16 protein-coding genes are annotated in these 18,001 nt (G+C 68.7%); 13 read left to right on the plus strand and 3 right to left on the minus strand.

Annotated features, from left to right (window positions below; all coding sequences use genetic code 11):
* Positions 1-101 precede the first annotated feature (101 nt).
* The 8 genes from ACIHA7_RS21425 (at position 102) to ACIHA7_RS21460 (ending at position 8,373) form a co-directional block, all read left to right on the plus strand.
* Positions 102-1,517, plus strand: a complete 1,416-nt coding sequence (locus tag ACIHA7_RS21425; protein WP_397292202.1) for an NlpC/P60 family protein — start codon at positions 102-104, stop codon at positions 1,515-1,517.
* 125 nt (positions 1,518-1,642) lie between these two features.
* On the plus strand, positions 1,643-2,866 hold the full coding sequence (locus tag ACIHA7_RS21430) for an AAA family ATPase (RefSeq protein ID WP_397292206.1): 1,224 nt from the start codon (positions 1,643-1,645) through the stop codon (positions 2,864-2,866).
* A 26-nt stretch (positions 2,867-2,892) separates the two neighbouring features.
* Positions 2,893-3,849 (plus strand): DUF58 domain-containing protein, encoded by a 957-nt coding sequence (locus ACIHA7_RS21435; protein ID WP_397292209.1) that lies wholly within the window; start codon positions 2,893-2,895, stop codon positions 3,847-3,849.
* Positions 3,846-4,847, plus strand: a complete 1,002-nt coding sequence (locus tag ACIHA7_RS21440; RefSeq protein WP_147142384.1) for a VWA domain-containing protein — start codon at positions 3,846-3,848, stop codon at positions 4,845-4,847. The genes ACIHA7_RS21435 and ACIHA7_RS21440 overlap by 4 nt, the downstream gene beginning before the upstream one ends.
* 249 nt (positions 4,848-5,096) lie before the next feature.
* Positions 5,097-5,813: a 3-oxoacyl-ACP reductase FabG1 gene (fabG1, locus tag ACIHA7_RS21445; protein WP_397292215.1), complete on the plus strand. Its 717-nt coding sequence runs from the start codon at positions 5,097-5,099 to the stop codon at positions 5,811-5,813.
* A 79-nt stretch (positions 5,814-5,892) separates the two neighbouring features.
* A complete protein-coding gene (gene inhA / locus ACIHA7_RS21450; RefSeq protein ID WP_397292219.1) occupies positions 5,893-6,729 on the plus strand; it encodes an NADH-dependent enoyl-ACP reductase InhA in 837 nt (278 codons plus the stop codon).
* 17 nt (positions 6,730-6,746) lie between these two features.
* Positions 6,747-7,808, plus strand: coding sequence for a ferrochelatase (locus tag ACIHA7_RS21455; RefSeq protein ID WP_397292222.1), 1,062 nt, complete (start codon positions 6,747-6,749; stop codon positions 7,806-7,808).
* A gap of 70 nt (positions 7,809-7,878) precedes the next feature.
* Positions 7,879-8,373: a hypothetical protein gene (locus ACIHA7_RS21460; RefSeq protein WP_397292226.1), complete on the plus strand. Its 495-nt coding sequence runs from the start codon at positions 7,879-7,881 to the stop codon at positions 8,371-8,373.
* 48 nt (positions 8,374-8,421) lie between these two features.
* Here the strand turns inward: ACIHA7_RS21460 and ACIHA7_RS21465 are convergent, their stop codons facing one another.
* The 3 genes from ACIHA7_RS21465 to ACIHA7_RS21475 all read right to left on the minus strand — a co-directional run bounded on the left by ACIHA7_RS21465 (position 8,422) and on the right by ACIHA7_RS21475 (position 10,932).
* Positions 8,422-9,171 (minus strand): S1 family peptidase, encoded by a 750-nt coding sequence (locus tag ACIHA7_RS21465; protein WP_397292229.1) that lies wholly within the window; start codon positions 9,169-9,171, stop codon positions 8,422-8,424.
* 27 nt (positions 9,172-9,198) lie between these two features.
* Positions 9,199-10,014 (minus strand): hypothetical protein, encoded by an 816-nt coding sequence (locus ACIHA7_RS21470; RefSeq protein WP_397292233.1) that lies wholly within the window; start codon positions 10,012-10,014, stop codon positions 9,199-9,201.
* Positions 10,015-10,104: 90 nt separating this feature from the next.
* Entirely contained in the window at positions 10,105-10,932 is an 828-nt protein-coding gene (locus ACIHA7_RS21475) for a DUF3097 domain-containing protein (protein ID WP_397292237.1), read from the minus strand.
* Between the two features lie 151 nt (positions 10,933-11,083).
* Here ACIHA7_RS21475 and ACIHA7_RS21480 point away from each other — a divergent pair, with 151 nt between their 5' ends.
* The 5 genes from ACIHA7_RS21480 to ACIHA7_RS21500 all read left to right on the plus strand — a co-directional run bounded on the left by ACIHA7_RS21480 (position 11,084) and on the right by ACIHA7_RS21500 (position 18,000).
* Complete coding sequence (locus ACIHA7_RS21480; RefSeq protein WP_397292241.1) at positions 11,084-11,515, plus strand: NfeD family protein; 432 nt, start codon at positions 11,084-11,086, stop codon at positions 11,513-11,515.
* Entirely contained in the window at positions 11,515-12,876 is a 1,362-nt protein-coding gene (locus ACIHA7_RS21485) for an SPFH domain-containing protein (protein WP_397292245.1), read from the plus strand. Before ACIHA7_RS21480 ends, ACIHA7_RS21485 begins: the two co-directional genes overlap by 1 nt.
* Before the next feature lie 31 nt (positions 12,877-12,907).
* On the plus strand, positions 12,908-14,200 hold the full coding sequence (locus tag ACIHA7_RS21490) for an ABC transporter substrate-binding protein (protein ID WP_397292247.1): 1,293 nt from the start codon (positions 12,908-12,910) through the stop codon (positions 14,198-14,200).
* A gap of 30 nt (positions 14,201-14,230) precedes the next feature.
* Entirely contained in the window at positions 14,231-16,081 is a 1,851-nt protein-coding gene (locus ACIHA7_RS21495; RefSeq protein ID WP_397292249.1) for a hypothetical protein, read from the plus strand.
* An 89-nt stretch (positions 16,082-16,170) separates the two neighbouring features.
* The gene (locus ACIHA7_RS21500) at positions 16,171-18,000 is read left to right on the plus strand and encodes a tetratricopeptide repeat protein (protein WP_397292251.1); all 1,830 of its coding nucleotides are present in this window, start codon (positions 16,171-16,173) and stop codon (positions 17,998-18,000) included.
* Position 18,001: the final 1 nt, after the last annotated feature.

An 18,001-nucleotide genomic window follows, 5' to 3' on the forward strand; every position in this document is an offset into this window, starting at 1 on the left:
GCCATCGCCCGTGTTAGAGCGCTTGCGAGTGTGCGGGCACGGGGCCGCTGGTCCGGTCGATGCTCACGAGCGTTGCCGGAGTCGGGTCCTTGGGAGGTGCGATGCGCAATCACTGCGAGGTCGCTTATCGGCGGCCGCTGGGGATCGCTCTGGGGTTGCTGATGACTACCGCCCTGCTTCTGGCCGGACCCGCGGTCGCGGTGCCGCCCGCCCCGCCGAACCCGAGTGACGGCGAGATCGCCGATGCCGGAGCACAAGTCGACGCGGGCGTGACCGAGGTCGGTGCGCTGATCAATCAGGTCGCGGTGGTCGACCAGCAGCTGCAACAGCTCGACGGCGAGGTCGCCCGCAAGCGCGAAGAGGTGAACAAGGCCCTCGTCGATCTGCAGAACGCTCGCGACGCCGCCGACGCGGCCGCCGCCTTCGTGGTGCAGACCGAGCGTGAATTGGCCGACGCGGGAACGCGAGTCGGCGCGGCCCGGCGCAACTTCGACCAGTTCGCCGCCCAGGCCTACACCCGCCCCGCCGCCGATTCGATGGTCGTCTACCTAGCCGCGGCCACCCCCGCCGCCGCCCTGGACCAGGCCCAACTACTAGCACTGGTCTCGAAGAATCAGCAGCAGGTGCTCGACGGCCTACGCCGCGCCCAGGTCGACCAGGGCAACAAGAATTCCAGTGCGCGCCAGGCGAAGTCGGCGGCCGACGCCGCCGCCGCGGCCGCCGAGCAGGCCAAGATCGACGCCGAGCACGCCGTCGCCGCCGCCAAGGCCGCGCTGGACCAGCAGACCGTGCAGCGCGACAACCTATTACGCCAGCGCGAAGATGCGCAGGGCCGCTTGGACTTCGCGCGCCAGCACGTGGCCGGACTGGAAGGCCAGCGCGAGGCCTATCTGACGTGGGACCAACAGCGCAGGGCCGAGGAGGCCGCCGTGCGCGCCGCCGCAGCGGCCGCCGCGGCCCGCGCCGCCGCCGACCAGAACGCCCAGGGCCGCGCCGGACAACTCGGCGAAGGGAAACGGCCGCACACCCAGCTCGAGAATTCACCGCGACCACATCAGAGCACCCCGCGCCCGAGCCTGCCGTCCATCGGCGGCGCCGCGGCGATCGAGACGGTGGTCGACCGCGCTATGTCCCAGCTCGGCATCATCTACGCCTGGGGCGGCGGCGATGAGAACGGTCCGACGCTCGGCATCCGCGACGGGGGTGTGGCCGACAGTTACGGCGATTACAACAAGGTCGGCTTCGACTGCTCCGGTCTGATGATCTATGCCTTTGCCGGAATCGGGATTTCGCTGCCGCATTACAGCGGCTATCAATACAACATGGGCACCCGGGTTCCGGTGGACCAGCGCGCCCGCGGCGACATGTTGTTCTGGGGGCCGAACGGCAGCCAGCACGTCGCGCTGTACCTCGGCGACGGGCAGATGATCGAGGCGCCGGAGTCGGGGTCCGTAGTCCGGGTGACGTCGGTGCGCGAGGGTGGGATCATGCCGTACGCGGTGCGGCTCGTCAGCTGACGCGGTCGCGGCGAATCGGACACTGAAAGCTTTGATTTCCCTTCATGTCGGGTCCGGTTGCGGCACATACGGCAATTACCTGGAATAGTTGTGGCAGCACGCACAGGACCAAGGCGAAAGCGGGGATGTTGGTGACTTCGACAGACGGTGTCAGCGGGGCGAATTTGGCGAAAGATGCGCCAGCGTCCACGCCGAACACCCTGGAGCGTGACGTCCAGACCCTGGAGAAGGCGATATATGAGGTCAAGCGGGTAATCGTCGGCCAGGATCGCTTGGTCGAACGGCTGCTCGTCGGCGTGCTCGCGCGTGGTCATGTGCTGCTCGAAGGCGTGCCGGGCATCGCGAAGACGCTGGCCGTGGAGACCTTCGCCAAGGTGGTCGGCGGCTCGTTCTCCCGGGTGCAGTTCACCCCCGACCTGGTGCCCACCGACCTCATCGGTACCCGTATCTACCGGCAGGGCCGCGAGGAGTTCGACACCGAGCTCGGCCCGGTCGTCGCGAACTTCGTGCTCGCCGACGAGATCAACCGCGCGCCCGCGAAGGTGCAGTCGGCCCTGCTCGAGGTGATGGCCGAGCGGCACGTCTCGATCGGCGGCAAGACCTACCCGATGCCGAACCCGTTCCTGGTGATGGCGACGCAGAACCCGATCGAGAGCGAGGGCGTGTACCCGCTGCCCGAGGCGCAGCGCGACCGCTTCCTGTTCAAGGTCGTCGTCGACTACCCCTCGGTCGAGGAGGAGCGCGAGATCATCTACCGGATGGGTGTCACCCCGCCGGAGGCGACGCGCATCCTGGCTCCCGAGGAGGTCGTCCGGCTGCAGCAGGTCGCGGCCAACACCTTCGTGCACCACGCGCTGGTCGACTACGTGGTCCGGGTGATCGCGGCGACCCGCAAGCCCGCCGACTTCGGCATGCAGGACGTGGCCAGCTGGATCGCCTACGGCGCCTCCCCGCGTGCCAGCCTCGGCATCATCGCCGCGGCCCGCGCCGTCGCGTTGATCCGCGGCCGCGACTACGTGGTGCCCCAGGACGTGGTCGAGGTGATCCCGGACGTGCTGCGGCACCGGCTCGTGCTGTCCTACGACGCGCTGGCCGACGAGATCAGCCCGGAGGAAGTGATCAAGCGGGTGCTGCAGACCGTCGGCATGCCGCAGGTCGCCCCGCAGGCCGTCGCACCCGGCGCCCCCGCCGCGCCCGCGCTCGGCGCGCCGCAGCAGGTTTCGCAGCAGAACGCGCCGCAGCCCGCTCAGCCCGCGCAGCACCCGCAGCAGCAGAGCGTCCCGCAGCCCGTGCCGCAGCCGCCGAACGGGCAGCAGTCCCAGCCCGCCGGCAACGTTCAGAACAAGTGACCGCGACGCCGGAACCGTCTCGTGCAGTGCCAAGGTCTCCGCACGCTCCGCCGTCGTTCCACGCGGGCGAGCTGACCGATCCGCGGCTGGCCGCGGCGCTGAAGACGCTCGAGCTCACGGTGCGCCGCAGGCTCGACGGCGTGCTGCACGGCGACCACCTCGGCCTGATCCCCGGCCCCGGTTCCGAGCCGGGCGAGGCGCGCACCTATCAGCCGGGTGACGATGTGCGGCAGATGGATTGGTCGGTCACCGCCCGCACCACCCACCCGCACGTGCGTCAGACCATCGCCGACCGGGAGCTGGAGACCTGGATGGTCGTCGACCTGTCGGCGAGCCTCGACTTCGGCACCGCGTACTGCCAGAAGCGCGACCTGGCGATCGCCGCCGCGGCCGCCATCACCCACCTCACCAGCGGCGGTGGCAATCGGATCGGCGCCGTCGTCGCGACCGGCGAGGAGCTGGTGCGGGTGCCCGCGCGCAGCGGCCGGGTGCACGTCCAGTCACTGCTGCGCAGCATCGCGACCACCCCGCACGCCCGCGACGGTGTGCGCGGCGATCTGCGTGGCGGCATCGAGTCGCTGCGCCGCCCGCAGCGCAAGCGCGGACTGGCGGTCATCATCAGCGATTTCCTCGGTGACATCGACTGGCAGCGTTCGCTGCGCGCCATCTCGGCGCGCCACGACCTGCTCGCGGTGGAGGTGCTCGACCCGCGCGATCTGTCGCTGCCCGACGTCGGCGACGTCGTCCTACACGACCCGGAGACCGGGCGCACCCGCGAATTCAGCGTGACGCCCACGCTGCGCGCCGATTTCGCGGCCGCCGCGCAGCGGCACCGGGATCAGGTCGAACAGGCTTTGCGTAGTTGCGGCGCACCCGTGCTCACCCTGCAGACCGACCGGGACTGGATCGCCGACGTGGTCCGGTTCGTGTCCACCCGGCGCCACAGCTTCGGCGCCCCGACCGGGCGGGTGCCACGCCAGTGAGTATTTCGCATTTCACCGCATCGCTGTGGCTCGGCTTCCTGGCCGTTATCGCGTTGATCGCGCTGGGCTATGTGCTGGTTCAGCGCAGCAAGCACAAGCACATGCTGCAGTTCAGCAACATGGAGCTGCTCGAGAAGGTCGCGCCGACGCGGCCGAGCCTGTTCCGTCATGTGCCGATCGCGCTCATGGTGATCGGACTGGTGTTCTTGACGATCGCGGCGGCGGGGCCGACCGCGGTGAAGAAGGTGGCGCGCAACCGGGCGACCGTCATGTTGGTGATGGACGTGTCGCTGTCGATGGAGGCGACCGATGTGCCGCCGAGCCGGATCGAGGTCGCGAAGAAGGCGGGCAAGGAGTTCGTCGACGGCTTGCCGGAGGGGCTCAACATCGGGTTCATCACCTTTGCGGGCACCGCCTCGGTGATGGTGACGCCGACGACCAACCACGAGTCCGTCAAGGCCGCGATCGACAACGTGAAGCTCGCCGAGCGCACGGCCACCGGTGAGGGCATCATCACCGCCCTCAACGCGATCGACACCCTCGCCTCGGTGCTCGGCGGCGCCGCCGAACCGCCGCCCGCGCGGATCGTGCTGATGTCGGATGGTAAGCAGACCGTCCCCGCGTACGAGGACATGGACAATCCACGGCATGAGTTCGTCGCCGCCCGGCTGGCCAAGAACAAGAACGTCCCGATCTCGACGATCTCCTACGGCACCAAGTGGGGTGTCGTCGAGATTCCGCGCGAAGGCGGCGGCACCGACAAGGTGAAGGTGGAGGTCGACGACGAGGCGATGCGAGAGATCGCGCGGCTGTCCGGCGGCGAGTTCTACTCCGCGTCCACCCTGCAGGAGCTGAGCAAGGTGTACGACACCCTCGAGCAGCAGATCGGCTTCGAGCTCACCAGGGGCGATGCCAGCAGGCCGTGGTTGCTGCTCGGGCTGTTGATCACGTCCGCGGGTGTGATCATCGGACTGCTGTACCGCCAGCGTTTGCCGTAGCGGCCCAGCATCCAGTTCCCTTGACGCACGCCGCTTCCGGGTGACGCTGCTTCCGCACGGGATCCATCGCGGCGGTGTTGTCGTGGTGCCCGGCCGCCTGCCACCTGTTGCTCCGGCGGCGGCCGGGTGTGTTCAGCGATACCCGGCGATGCCGGCACCGTTGCCGGTGTCGGCATCGCTCGTCTGCGCGGCCCGGACGGTGGCCGGGCGGGTCGAAACCGTCTGATCCGACCAGGTAGGTTGTTGCCCATGTCCAACATCACACCGCGGTCCGTCCTGGTGACGGGCGGTAACCGTGGCATCGGTCTCGCAGTCGCGCAACGCTTGGTCGCCGACGGTCACAAGGTGGCTGTCACGCATCGCGGATCGGGGGTGCCGGACGGGTTGCTCGGCGTGAAATGCGATGTGACCGATAGCGCTTCGGTCGATGCCGCGTTCACCGAGATCGAGGAGAAGCAGGGTCCGGTCGAGGTGCTCGTCGCGAACGCGGGCATCACCGACGACACGCTGCTGATGCGGATGACCGAGGAGCAGTTCACCAAGGTCATCGACGCGAACCTGACCGGTGCGTTCCGCTGCGCCAAGCGGGCCAACCGGGCGATGCTGCGGGCGCGCTGGGGCCGGATGATCTTCCTCGGCTCGGTGGTCGGCCTCGGCGGCGGCCCCGGCCAGATCAACTACGCCTCGTCCAAGGCAGGCGTCATCGGTCTGGCCCGCTCGATCACCCGTGAGCTCGGCTCGCGCTCGATCACCGCGAACGTTGTCGCCCCCGGCTTCATCGAGACCGACATGACCGCCGACCTGCCGCAGGATCTGCGCGACACCGCCAAGAAGTTCATCCCGCTGCAGCGCCTCGGCCAGCCGGAAGACGTTGCGGCCGTGGTCAGCTTCCTGGCCTCCGAGGACTCCCGCTACGTGTCCGGCGCGATCATCCCGGTCGACGGCGGCATGGGCATGGGCCACTGAGTTAACGGAACCCAGTACGGCCCCGACTATTCCGGTGGCCGCAGTAATCCACACACGACTCCAGGAGAACCGAAAACACATGGGCGGACTGCTCGAAGGCAAGACCATTCTGGTCACCGGCATCATCACCGACTCGTCGATCGCGTTCCACGCGGCCGCCGTCGCGCAGGAGCAGGGCGCGAAGGTGATCATCACCGGCATTCCGGAGCGGCTGCGGCTGATCGACCGGATCGCCAAGCGGCTGCCGCACGAGGTCCCCCCGGCCATCCCGCTCGACGTCACCAACGAGGAGAACCTCGGCGAGCTGGCGGACAAGGTGCGTGAGCTGGCACCCGAGGGCATCGACGGCGTGCTGCACTCGATCGCGTTCGCGCCGCGCACCCTGATGGGCCCGGAGGCGCGTCCGTTCCTCGACGGCCCCGGCCCGGACGCGGCCAAGGCGTTCGAGATCTCGGCCTGGAGCTACGCGTCGCTGGCCCGCGCGGTGCTGCCGGTGATGAACGAGCGCGGCTCGATCGTCGGCATGGACTTCGATCCGCGCACGGCGATGCCGTACTACAACTGGATGGGTGTGGCCAAGGCCGCGCTCGAGTCGGTCAACCGGTACGTGGCGCGCGAAGTGGGCGCCGCCAAGAAGATTCGCTCGAACCTGATCGCCGCGGGCCCGATCAAGACGCTGGCCGCCAAGGCCATCGCGGGCACCGCCACCGACGATGCCGCCAAGCTCAACCAGCTCAACGAGTACTGGGACGGCGCGTCGCCGATCGGCTGGGACGTCGACGACCCGACGGTGGTCGCGAAGTCGATCGTCGCGCTGCTGTCGGACTGGCTGCCCGGTACGACCGCGTCGATCATCTACGTCGACGGTGGAGCCAGCCACAACACCTGGTTCCCCGAAGGTATGTCGATCAACTGAGCCGCCGAGGAGGCATTGTGGTCCGGGCTGTCGACGCACTGCTGCTGCTGTCCTTCGGTGGCCCGGAACGCCCCGAGGACGTGATGCCGTTCCTGGAGAACGTCACTCGGGGCCGGGGTGTGCCGCGCGAACGTCTCGAAGAGGTCGCTCAGCACTACCTGCACTTCGGCGGCGTCTCGCCGATCAACGCGCTCAACCGGGACATCATCGCGGCGGTCGAGGCCGCGTTGGCCACGGCCGGTATCGATCTCCCGGTGTATTTCGGCAATCGCAATTGGGCTCCGATGGTGGAGGACACCGTCGCGCGGATGGCCGCCGACGGGGTCCGCTCCGCCCTGGTTTTTCCCACCTCGGCGTGGGGCGGCTACTCGGGGTGCCTGCAGTATCACGAGGACATCGCCAGGGCGCGAACCGCTTTCGGTGACGGCGCCCCGGATCTGGTCAAGCTGCGCCAGTACTTCGATCACCCGTTGCTGATCGAGGCGTTCGCCGACGCCATTCGCGCTGCGCATCGAGAACTTCCGGCCGATCGCCGCGATGGTGCGCGGTTGGTCTTCACCGCGCACTCGATTCCGCTCTCCGCCGATACCGCCGCGGGCCCGCCCGCCGACGGTGGTCACCTGTACAGCCGTCAGGTCGCCGAGGCCGCCCGCTTGGCCGCCGCCGCAACCGGTTTCACGGATTACGACGTGGTCTGGCAATCCCGGTCCGGGCCGCCGCAGGTACCCTGGCTCGAGCCCGACATCGTCGATCACCTGGACGATCTCGCGGCCAAGAAGGTCGAGTCGGTCATCGTCTGCCCGGTCGGCTTCGTCTCGGATCATCTCGAGGTGATCTGGGATCTGGACAACGAGGCGAAAGAGAAAGCCGCCGAACTCGGCATGGCCTTCGCCCGCGCGGCCACCCCGGGCACCGATCCGCGCTTCGCCGCGCTGGTCGTCGAACTGATCGACGAGCAGCTCAACGACACCGCTGCCCGGCACCTCGGCGAGGTCGCCGGCTTCGGCTGCACCCTGAACGGCACGCCATGCGCGGTCGGTTGCTGTGCGCCGCAGCGCCGAGTTGTGGCCGAAAGGTAACCCCAATCGGGTTGCGATAGCATGCATTCGCCTTCGGAGAAGCCGAAGCGGGGTGCAAGGAATGAATTCGATGATCTATACCGAAATGTTGACCAACACCGGATTGCTGGATCCGCAGGTCTGGTCCGACCAGAACGTCTGGACGGCCGCCCTGGAAACCAGTGAGGCCAGGCGCCGCGGTAGCCGCGGCAAGGGGGGCGGCTCGTGGGTAGTGGGGCTGGTGTGCCTCGGGCTGGTGGTAGTCGGCATCGGTCTCATCATCTGGCTGTCGGCCCGTAAGAAGAACAATCAGAACGGGCAGGGTCAGCTGCCGCAGCAGGGCAACGGCGGGCAGCCGTATCCGCCGCAGCAGCCGTACGGCGGCCAGCAGCAATATCCGGGACAGCAGCAGTATTCGCCGCAACAGCAGTACCAGGGGCAGCAGCCCTATCCCGGGCAGCAACAGCAGTATCCGCAGCAGCAGCCCTACCCGGGGCAGCAGTATCCGCAGCAGCAGCCGTACACGCCGCAGCAGCCGTATCCGGTGCAGCAGCAGTACCCGCCGCAGCAGCCGTATCAGCACTGAGCCGCGTGGGGCAAGGCGAAAGCGTAGTCGTGCAGCGGCTTCCGGCGATCAGAACAGTACGGCGGACAGCTTGGTGTACACCCCGGGAAAACCGGGACGCGCGGCACCCTTGCCCCACGAGGTGAGCCCGACCAGGCGGCCGTCCACGAGAAGTGGCCCGCCACTGTCGTATTGACCCGTATCGGCCGCGGTCGAGCCGGCGCACAACATGTCGCGCGGATCGAACGCGGCGCCGTATGCCGCGGCGCATTCGGCGTCCGGCACGAGCGGAACGGTCGCGGTGCGCAGGTGGGTGTTGGAGTCGTCGGCTTCGGACGTGGCGCCCCATCCGAGGATGGTGCCCGAGTCCGATTGGGGGACGGCGACTTCCAATACTGGGCCGGGTTGGGGCCGGTCCAGGGTGAGGATGGCGAGATCGTTGTGATGCACGGTCTCACCATCGAAATCGGAGTCGTGGAAGTCCGGGTGTATGCGAACGTCTTTGACGCGCACCGTGACTCCTGTGGACTCCCGAAGCTCGGTGCGTCCGAAGGTGACGGTGAGGGCTTGGGGGACCTGCCGGGCAAGCGCGACACAATGCGCGGCGGTGACGAGTTGATCGGGTGCGATGAGCGCACCGCCGCAGAACTGTCCGGAAGGGCGCGTCAGGAACAGCGGGCTGCCGACGGCCGCGAGCCACGGATAGTCGCTCGCCTCGGTCGGCGCGCCGCCGACGATCGCCGACGCCGGTGCCGCAGGCAACCCGAGGGTGAGCAACGCGGCGACGAGGGCCGCGGCACCGCGCCGGGGGAGGTGCATCTCATACCGCCTGTGGAGCGGTGCGGCTCATGGTGTGCTGCGCGCCGCCGCGTGGATGGCCACCAGTCGCGCCGCGCGGATCGCGTCCCACAGCGGGCGTAGTAGCGACTCCTGTGCGCCGATCGCGCTGGCCGAGGTCGGTGCGGAGGCCGGTTCCCGTTGCGCCACAGTGAGTATCGCGGCGACGTGATCGGCGGTATCGAGAATCTTCCTGGCGCGCAACGGAATCGAGTCCGGGTAGTCGTGCCGGGAGTAGTCGGCCAGCTCGGCCTCGATGAGTTCGCGCGGATCCGAGTCGGCCGCGCCGACCGAGGTGGTGTGCAGCTGCAGCAGGGCGTCGGCGGCGTCGCGAACCGCCTCGCGCATCGCGTATTCGGCCTCGCCGAGCGACATGTCCTGGCCGGGTGCGGGTGGGATCGGCGTGCTGTAGACCGACCACTGCAGCGTGTCCTCGTCGATCCACTGCGGGATGAGGCCGGTGCCCTCGGTGCCGGGCGCCCCGATCAGCAGTCCCTCCTCCGCCTCGATCGCGTCGGCGGCGAAGGCGGTGCCGGTGGGCAGGCCACGCACGTCGCCCGGCACCGGAAGTACCAGCCGCAGCTGGGCACCGGGCTGGGCCATGTTCTCCCGAATCACCTTGAGCAGCGCCATCATTCCGGTCCCGGGCAGGTTACCCCTGGACGACCACGGCAGGTCGGTGCGACCACCGGTGACCGGATCGCCCGCGGCGATGGTGTGCTGGGGCGCCCACGCGTGCAGGGCCTCCAGGACGTCGTCGGGCGCGCTGCAGCCGGCCAGCCATGAGCCGGCCCAGACCGTCAGCGTCGCACTAGGAGAGCACATAATTATCGAGCATAAAGGGTGACGGTTATTCGCGGGCATTCCCGCGAGCGGCATTCGAGAGCAGCGACGCGAGGCACGCGCGCGGACCTGCTATTCCGGTTCGGTGACGAAGTCGATCAGGCGCTCCACCGCCCCGATGAGCGGCGCCTCCAGGTCGCGGAACGATTCGACCGCGCCGTAGACCCGCCGCCAGCCCTCCTGCGGGGTGCCCCAGCCCAATCGATCACAAATGCCGGTTTTCCAGTCTTCGCCGCGCGGCACCTGCGGCCAGGCGGCGATCCCGACGGTCGCCGGGCGCACCGCCTGCCAGACGTCGATGAACGGATGACCGGTGACCAGCACGTTCGGGCCGAGCCCGGTGGTGAGCTGAGTCTCCTTGGATCCGGTGACCAGATGGTCGACCAGCACCCCGACGCGGCGGCCTGGCCCCGGCTCGAACTCGGCGAGCCGCTCGGCGAGGTTGTCCAGCCCCTCCAGATGCTCGACGACCACGCCCTCGACCCGAAGATCGTGTCCCCACACCCGCTCGACCAGCGCGGCGTCGTGCACGCCCTCCACCCAGATCCGGCTGGTCCTGGCGACGCGGGCACGCAGGCCCTCGACCCGGGTGGAGCCGGAAGCTGAGCGCGTCGGCTGCTTCGGCGCGGCGGCGGTCGGCTTGATCAGCGTCACCGGCTCGCCGTCGATGAGGAATGCGGCTTCGCGCAGCGCGAACAGTCGCACCGCGCCGCGCGCGTCCTCCAGCTTCACGAACTCACCGTCGTAGCTGCGATCGAAACCCACCACGGCGCCGCAGAATCCGCTGGCCGCGTCCTCGACTACCAGGTCGCGCTCCGCCGTCACCCGCGGGACCACCCGCTTCTTCGCTCGGGAGTGTCCGGAGAAGATGTCGCCGCCATAGCTGTCATGCCCGCTCACCCGCTCGAAGCTAGCACCGCCGCTGGCGATTTCAGTACACCGACGCGGCCGATACATTCGCGCGACACGGGTGCGCGATTCGTGATTCACCCGAGATCTGCAGTCGTGTCAGTGCCGCCCGTGATCATCACCTGCGCACTACAGTGGTGGCGTGGCCGCAATAATTTGGCTGGTCGCGGGCATCCTGCTCGCGGCGGCGGAGATGCTCACCGGGGACCTGACGCTGATCATGCTCGGTACCGCCGCGCTGGGCACCGCGGGTGTCAGCGCGATCGCGGGCACCTCGCTGGTGGTGGATGCCGTCGTGTTCGCTGTGCTCACGCTGGTGCTGTTCCTCGGGGTGCGGCCGATCCTGCGCCGCCGCTTCGGCACCCCGCCGCCGACACCGACGAACGTGGATGCGCTGCAAGGGAAGTCGGCGGTGGTGCTGGAAGAGATCGCCGCGCACTCCGGCCAGGTGAAACTGGGCGGTGAGGTGTGGACTGCCCGACCGATGGACGAGTCCGAGGTGTACGAACCAGGTACGAAGGTGTATGTCATGAGGATCGAAGGCGCGACCGCCATCGTCTGGAAGGGGCCGTAATGGCTGTACTGATCGTTGCCGCTGTACTCGTGCTCTTGGTCGTGGTGGTGGTCTTCAAGTCGATCGCGCTGGTACCGCAGGCGGAAGCGGCGGTGATCGAGCGGCTCGGCCGGTATTCGCGCACGGTGTCGGGGCAGTTGACGTTCCTGGTTCCGTTCGCCGATCGCATCCGCGCCAAGGTGGATCTGCGCGAGCGGGTGGTGTCGTTCCCGCCGCAGCCGGTGATCACCGAGGACAACCTGACCCTGCTCATCGACACCGTGGTGTACTTCCAGGTCACCAGCCCGCAGGCCGCGGTCTACGAGATCAGCAACTACATCGCCGCGGTCGAGCAGCTCACCGTCACCACGCTGCGCAATGTGGTCGGCGGCATGACCCTGGAACAGACGCTCACCTCCCGCGATCAGATCAACGGCCAGCTGCGCGGCGTGCTGGACGAGGCGACCGGACGCTGGGGTCTGCGGGTGGCCCGGGTCGAGCTGAAGAGCATCGACCCGCCCGCTTCGATCCAGGAGTCGATGGAGAAGCAGATGAAGGCCGATCGCGAGAAGCGCGCGATGATCCTCACCGCCGAGGGCACCCGCGAATCGCAGATCAAGATGGCCGAGGGTGCCAAGCAGGCGCAGGTGCTCTCCGCCGAGGGCGCCAAGCAGTCGGCGATCCTGGAGGCCGAGGGTGAACGGCAGAGCCGCATCCTGCGCGCGCAGGGTGAGCGGGCCGCCTCCTACCTGCAGGCACAGGGCCAGGCCAAGGCCATCGAAAAGGTGTTCGCCGCAATCAAGAACGGCAAGCCGACCCCGGAACTGCTTGCCTACCAATACATGCAGACGCTGCCGATGGTCGCGCGCGGCGACGCCAACAAGGTGTGGCTGGTGCCGAGCGATTTCGGCAAGGCCCTCGAGGGCTTCGCCACCAGCTTCGGCAGCAAGGGTGAGGACGGCATCTTCCGCTATGAGCCGCCCGCCTCCGACGGCGAGCCGACCAAGGTGGAGGACGACTCCGACGACGTCGCGGAATGGTTCGACACCGCACCCGACCCGGCCATCGAGCGAGCGGTTCGCGCGGCCGAAGAGACCGCACGCAAGCCCGTGGAAGACCTGATGACCTCCCCACCGGTCGCGCCGCGCCAGGCGTCGCCGCATCAGTCGGTGATCTCCTCGTCGGAGAAGGAGTACCCGCCGCCGCAGGAGGAGATCGGGCAGCAGCCGCCGCAGCAACAGCTGCCGCAGCAAGCTCCGCGCCAGCAGCCGCCGCAGCAAGATCCGCAACAACAGCAGCCGCCGCAGCAGCAACCGCCGACCCACCGGTCCGAAGACCCGCACGGCAGGCCGTGGCAGCCGCCGGAGAACTTCTCCAAATAGGCAGTATCGCGACGTAAGCGGCCGGGGGGTCATGCGAACCAGGCGGGAACTACTCCAGGTGGCGCTCGTGGCGCCACTCGCCGCCGCCTGCGCTCCTGACCTGCTGCTCGGCAACCCCGGTGCGGTCCGTATCGGGGTGTCCTGGAGCGGGTCCGAGCTGGCGGCGTTCCGTGCGGTGCTCGCCCGCCTCGGCTACGACCGCCGAGTGGATGTCGTTCCGCTCGGCGACGACATCGAGACGGCGTTCACCGCGGGTGGCCGCTCGGCACCGGACATCGTGATGTTGCCGCAGGCCGGGCGGGTGCGGGCGCTGGCCGAACAGCGCAAACTGCGGCCGCTGGCGCAAACGCTGTGGTCCGACGAGCTCGGGTCGCGCTACCCGGACGTGTGGCGGCAGTTGGTGCAATACAACGGGAAACTGTATGGCGTGCCGTTCAAGGCGGCGGACAAGTCGATGGTCTGGTACAACCGGCGGCTGGTGGACAAGTACCGCCTCGGTGACCCGGCCGGCTGGACCATTATGGACTGGCTGGACCGGATGGAAGTGCTCGCCGAGTCGCCGGTTCGGTTGCTCGCGCTCGGCGCGGCGGACGGCTGGGTGCTCACCGATTTGTTCGAGAACGCGCTGCTCGCCGAGTCGCCGCGGATCTACGACGAGGTGGCGGCCAACGGTGACGGTCGCCCGTGGGAAAGTCCTGCGGTACGTGCCGCATTCGGTCATCTCGGCGCGCTGTGGGGGCATCGGCACGCGTTTCCCGGGGGTATCGCCGCCGCGTTGACCCGCCAGTTCCCGGACGCCGTGCGCGAGGTGTTCGAGCACCGGCGCGCGGTGATGGTCGTGGAGCCGGACTTCGCCGAACCCATCGTGCGCGCCGCAGTGCGCCGATCGGGTCGCCGTTTGGAGGACGAGGTCGGCGTTGCCGCGTTTCCGGCGGTCACCTCGGGCCAGCATCTGCCGCGCATCGTCGGCGGTGATGTGATGGTGGTGACCGAGTCGGCGACCGAACGCGCCATGGAAGTCGTTGCGGCGCTTGCCGAACCGTCCGCGCCGCTGCCGTGGATCGAGGAGTATCACGGGTTCATCGCGCCGAATCTGCGCACCGACGCGCGGTATTCGAGCTTTCTCGAACCGTCGGCGCGAACGTTGAGTACGCGCAGCGCCTTCGATCTGTCCGATCGGATCGGTGCGGTCGGGGGGCGGAACGGGTTGTGGCGCATATTGACCGACTTCCTTATCGCTGTCGGCGACGGGAAGACCGAGCAGCTCGACGACGCGACCGATCGTGCGATCGCCGCGCTCGATGCGGTGGATCGGCGGCGGTGATGGCGGGGCGACCCGGCGTTGGGGGTGGCGATGACCGATCCGCCTGAGGCGGCGAACGAACGCGCTGACTTCGCTTCGCACGGGCTGCTGCTGGAGCTTGCTACCCGGCGGATGCGCGGGCCACTGGTCGCGGGGAGTCATCCGCGGCGGTGGCTCGGCTGGGTGGCCGGCCTGCCCGCGACCGTGCTGACGGTGTCGCTGGTCGTGGTGCCGGTGGTGTGGACGGTGGTGAGTGCGGTGCGGGCCCGGCCACTGGTGGTCGCTTCATGCGCGCTGGTTGCGTTCGGCGCGGTCGGGGTGGCCCAGCTGGCCAGACAGCGGGGGGACCGGAACGCGTGGATCCGGTGGGGGCTGTGGCCGGTGCTGCTCGGACTGGTCGTCGCGGGGTTGGTGGTGCTGGGGACCGCGCTGGGGCGCGACGGCAGCTGGGCGTATGCGCGCACGCTGGTGTGGGTGCTGTTCGGAGTTGTGCTGCTGGTGGTGGCATTGGGGATCGCTTGGTGGGGACGGGATTCGCGGTGGCTGTGGTGGCCGCTGATCGTGCCGGTGGGGATCTCCGCGGTGGTGTCCGGCGTCGCCTTTCGGCTGATCTTCCAGTACCTGGGGGATCGGCTCGGTATCGAAAGCGTTGGGGTGTACCGGTTCTGGTTCGCGGCGATGCTGGGCTCGGCGTTCCTGTGGACCTGGTTCGGGTTTGTCACGGGGCTGTTCCGTGCCGGTATTCGCGCCATCGAGTCCGATCCGGCCCGCGCCCACTACCTGCATCTCGGCGCGGACGGGACCAAGGCGCGGCGGCTGGACGCGCAACTGCGTCCGGTGGTGCTGATCGTCGGGTTGGCCGTGGGGGTGGCCGCGGCCAGGGTGTTCGATGTGGTGCTGATCGGAGTGCCGGGTTCGCTGCAGTACCAAGTCGACAGCGCGACCGTGCACTGGTGGCGGTTGGCCGTCGACTCCGAGATCGAACCGGGCGTCGCGGCGGCCTATGGGTTACCGCTCGCCGTGCTGGTCGGATTCGTGGCCTGGCTGTTGCAGCCCGATGTGCGTACCCAGAAGACGAGCTGGTCGGTGCCGCGGCGGCACGCGGTGGAGGTGGCGCGGCATCCGCCGAAGCCGCTGCGGGTGCTGGTGATGCTGACGGTCTCGGCCGTGGCGTTGCTCCCGATCGTCGCGTTGATCGTGGCGGCGCTGCGGGATCGCGACGGCTGGGGGTTCGGCGCGGTCACCCGCATGTGGCGCGACCCGGCCTTGCTGCGGTCACTGGAGACGACCGCGTGGGTGGCCGGCCTGGCTACCGTCGTCGTGGTCGCCGCCGGGGTGCCGGTGGCGTATCGGCTTGCCGCCCTTCGCCCCAACCGTCCTGCGGCGAACATCGCGGTGGTGTCGCTGGTGGTGCTCTCGGTGCTGCCGGTGCAGAGCTACCTCGGACCGGTCAACACCTTCATCGACACCTACGGCCTCTCCGGCACCCGAATCCCGTTGATCCTGTTGCACGCGGCGGCCGGTCTGCCGATCGCCATCCTGGTCCTGCGCGGCGCGCTGCTGGCCGCGCCAGGCACGCCCGCCGCCGACGCCCTGCACGGTCTGGCGGGCCCCGGCACGATCGCCCGGCGCGTGCTGACCACCGCCGGTCCGGCGCTCGGCGCGGTGGCGGTGCTCGAATTCATCCAGGTCTGGAACGACTTCGTGATCGGACTGCTGATCAGCGGAGCGGGAGCGACGCCGTGGTCACTGCTGCTGTGGGGCGAGGCACGTCAATTCAATGAGAACTCGGCACAATTGGCGGCCGGCGCGTTGATGTCGGCGATCCTGCCCGTCGCGTTGCTGTTGGCGACCTGGCGGCGCTGGCTGGTGCCTGGGTTGACCGGGGGAGTATTGCGATGAGTCATCCCGGCGGGCAGGAGAATGCGTCGTCGGTCGAGCCGAGCGCGCCGAGATCCTCTATCTGGCAAGGATTCCTGGGGACCGCGTCCGTGGTTGCCTATGCACTGCTGTTCGAGCTGGCCCGCAATGTGGTGGTGAACTCGCTCGGGGAGAGTCCTGCGGTCGAGGTGGTGGCCGGGACCTTGCGCTGGCTGTCGGTGCTCGTCGTTGCCGCGGCAGCGGTCTATGTGGGGTACCGGTTCATGCAGCGGTACCGCGAAAAAGTCCGCATGGCACACGAACTCGACATGATCGCCGATCTGGTCGAGCCGGGGCCTCCGGTGTCCACGGAGGTGGCCGGGTCGTCGCGTCGAGACCCAGGCCCGGAACCGGACACCATGGCGGACTGGAGCGATGACGTGGTCGCGGTTTTGCGTGAGCTGCCCGGGAACGAGTTCGAGACGGCCGCGTTGCTTGCCGTATTGACCGCCGTGCTCGACGCACCGGCTCGGCTGCCGTTGGCGCAGGCCGAGCCACCACGAACGGCCGCTGTGCTGCTCCGGGACCTGATCGAGGACCGTCGCGTGGAAATTGTTGCCGCGCAGTGTTATCGGCTACTCCAAGTACCTGAAAGGCCCGGGCAAGAGCGCGTGATCGCGAGTCCGCAGTGGGCTGCGGGGTTGACCGCACTCGTGCACTATTACGCCGATCGAGCCACCCGGTGGGCGCTGGCTCTGGATTCGGTGCGCTTCGCCGCCGGGGCACGTCGCTGGTTCGGAGCTGAAGAGCCGGAGCTGTGCGAGCTCGTACGGGCCTGCGCGCTTCTTGATGCAGACATACCGAGCACCCTGGTGCCGGAACTGGTGCGGATCGGAGATGCGCTGGACGCGTGGTACGCCCGAATCGGTGAGACGGAGCGCGACGTCGTGCTGGCCGGTGAGCTGGGTGAGGTGCATGGGATGGAAAATCTTGTGCTGCACCGAGATCTAGCGTTGATGCGGGCAGGACGGCTGACCGAACGACCGAGACGCTACCGGCCACGCAACGTGTCCACCAGTCTGGCCGCCCGATGGGAACATCAAGAGGCACTGCGCAAGCTGGCCGAATCGCCTCCGCCTCCGTCTCCGTCTCCGTCACCGGATCCGACCGATCCGCCCGCGCCTACTGATCCGCCTGCGCCTACTGATCCGCCTGCGCCTACTGATCCGCCCGCGCCTACTGATCCGCCTGCGCCGACCGATCCGCCCGCGCCTACTGATCCGCCCGCGCCGACCGATCCGCCCGCGCCTACTGATCCGCCCGCGCCTACTGATCCGCCTGCGCCGACCGATCCGCCCGCGCCCGCCGATCCGCCTGCGCTGACTGACTCCTCCAGCGACCTGGACGCTGTAGTTGCCCATTTGGAGTCCGCCTGGTGGCTCCTCCCGCGAGAAGACGTAGCGGGCGAGGTCTGCGCACTGATCAACCTGGCCGTCGTGCACATCCGCCAAGGCAGACTCGACGCCGCTCAGGACCGCCTGGAACTGGCCGAATCGCTCACCCGCGGCGGCCGCGACCCCGACGGTCGCGCACATATCCGCGAAACCATGGGCATCGTGTGGTGGTCGCGCGGGGAACATCGTCGCGCCCTGCGCTGCTGGCAACAGGCACTCACCGCCTACCGCACCCTGGCCGACGACCACGGCACCGCCCGCTGCCTCAAACACCTCGGCTCCGCCATGCTCGTCGCCCCCGACCACGGCGGCACCCTCCTGCCCGCCGATCACCTGACCGTCACCGAAGTTCGACGCCAAGCCAGCGGCTGGCTGGCCGAATCCCAACGCCTACACGCGAATTCCCTACATCTCGAGCACTATCTCAGCAAGGCTCGCAGCGTACTGACCGATGCCGCAGTCCTCACCCGTATCGACCACTGGCCCCTCCCCGCCGACGACCACTGAC

Source organism: Nocardia sp. NPDC052316 (genome assembly GCF_044547795.1).
Lineage (GTDB): Bacteria > Actinomycetota > Actinomycetes > Mycobacteriales > Mycobacteriaceae > Nocardia.